Source organism: Brevundimonas sp. BAL450 (assembly GCF_015767455.1).
Classification (GTDB): Bacteria; Pseudomonadota; Alphaproteobacteria; order Caulobacterales; family Caulobacteraceae; genus Brevundimonas; species Brevundimonas abyssalis.
Map to the genome: position 1 here is coordinate 1 of NZ_JADWOW010000022.1, position 306 is coordinate 306.

The window sequence follows — 306 nt, forward strand, 5'->3', positions numbered from 1 at the left end:
GCATCGCCTCGATGGCGACCAAAGCGAGCTTGTCGAGGACGGCGGCACGCTCATTGGGGTTCGCCGCCTGTTGATAACTGGAATCTCTCCGCGCCTCACGGATGAAGCGGTTTATTGTTGCGTCACTACCCGCGTCGATGTGTTGACGGAAGGCTTCGACGAAGGAGTCCGGGTCCATCTCCAGGAGAAGAGGCGGCAAGGACGGAGCGCCCGGGGTGGTCGAGCTGAGACCCTCCACGAACCGGCGGATGAGAAGGTCGGCGCTCTCGCGCGCCTCAGCGATGACGTTCGCTCGATACCGGCTGA

General features: G+C 63.1%; 1 protein-coding gene. It reads right to left on the reverse strand.

What is annotated here, in order from left to right:
- A partial coding sequence (locus IWC96_RS00475; protein WP_196838164.1) for a hypothetical protein occupies nucleotides 1-306 on the reverse strand: 306 nt, incomplete at both ends.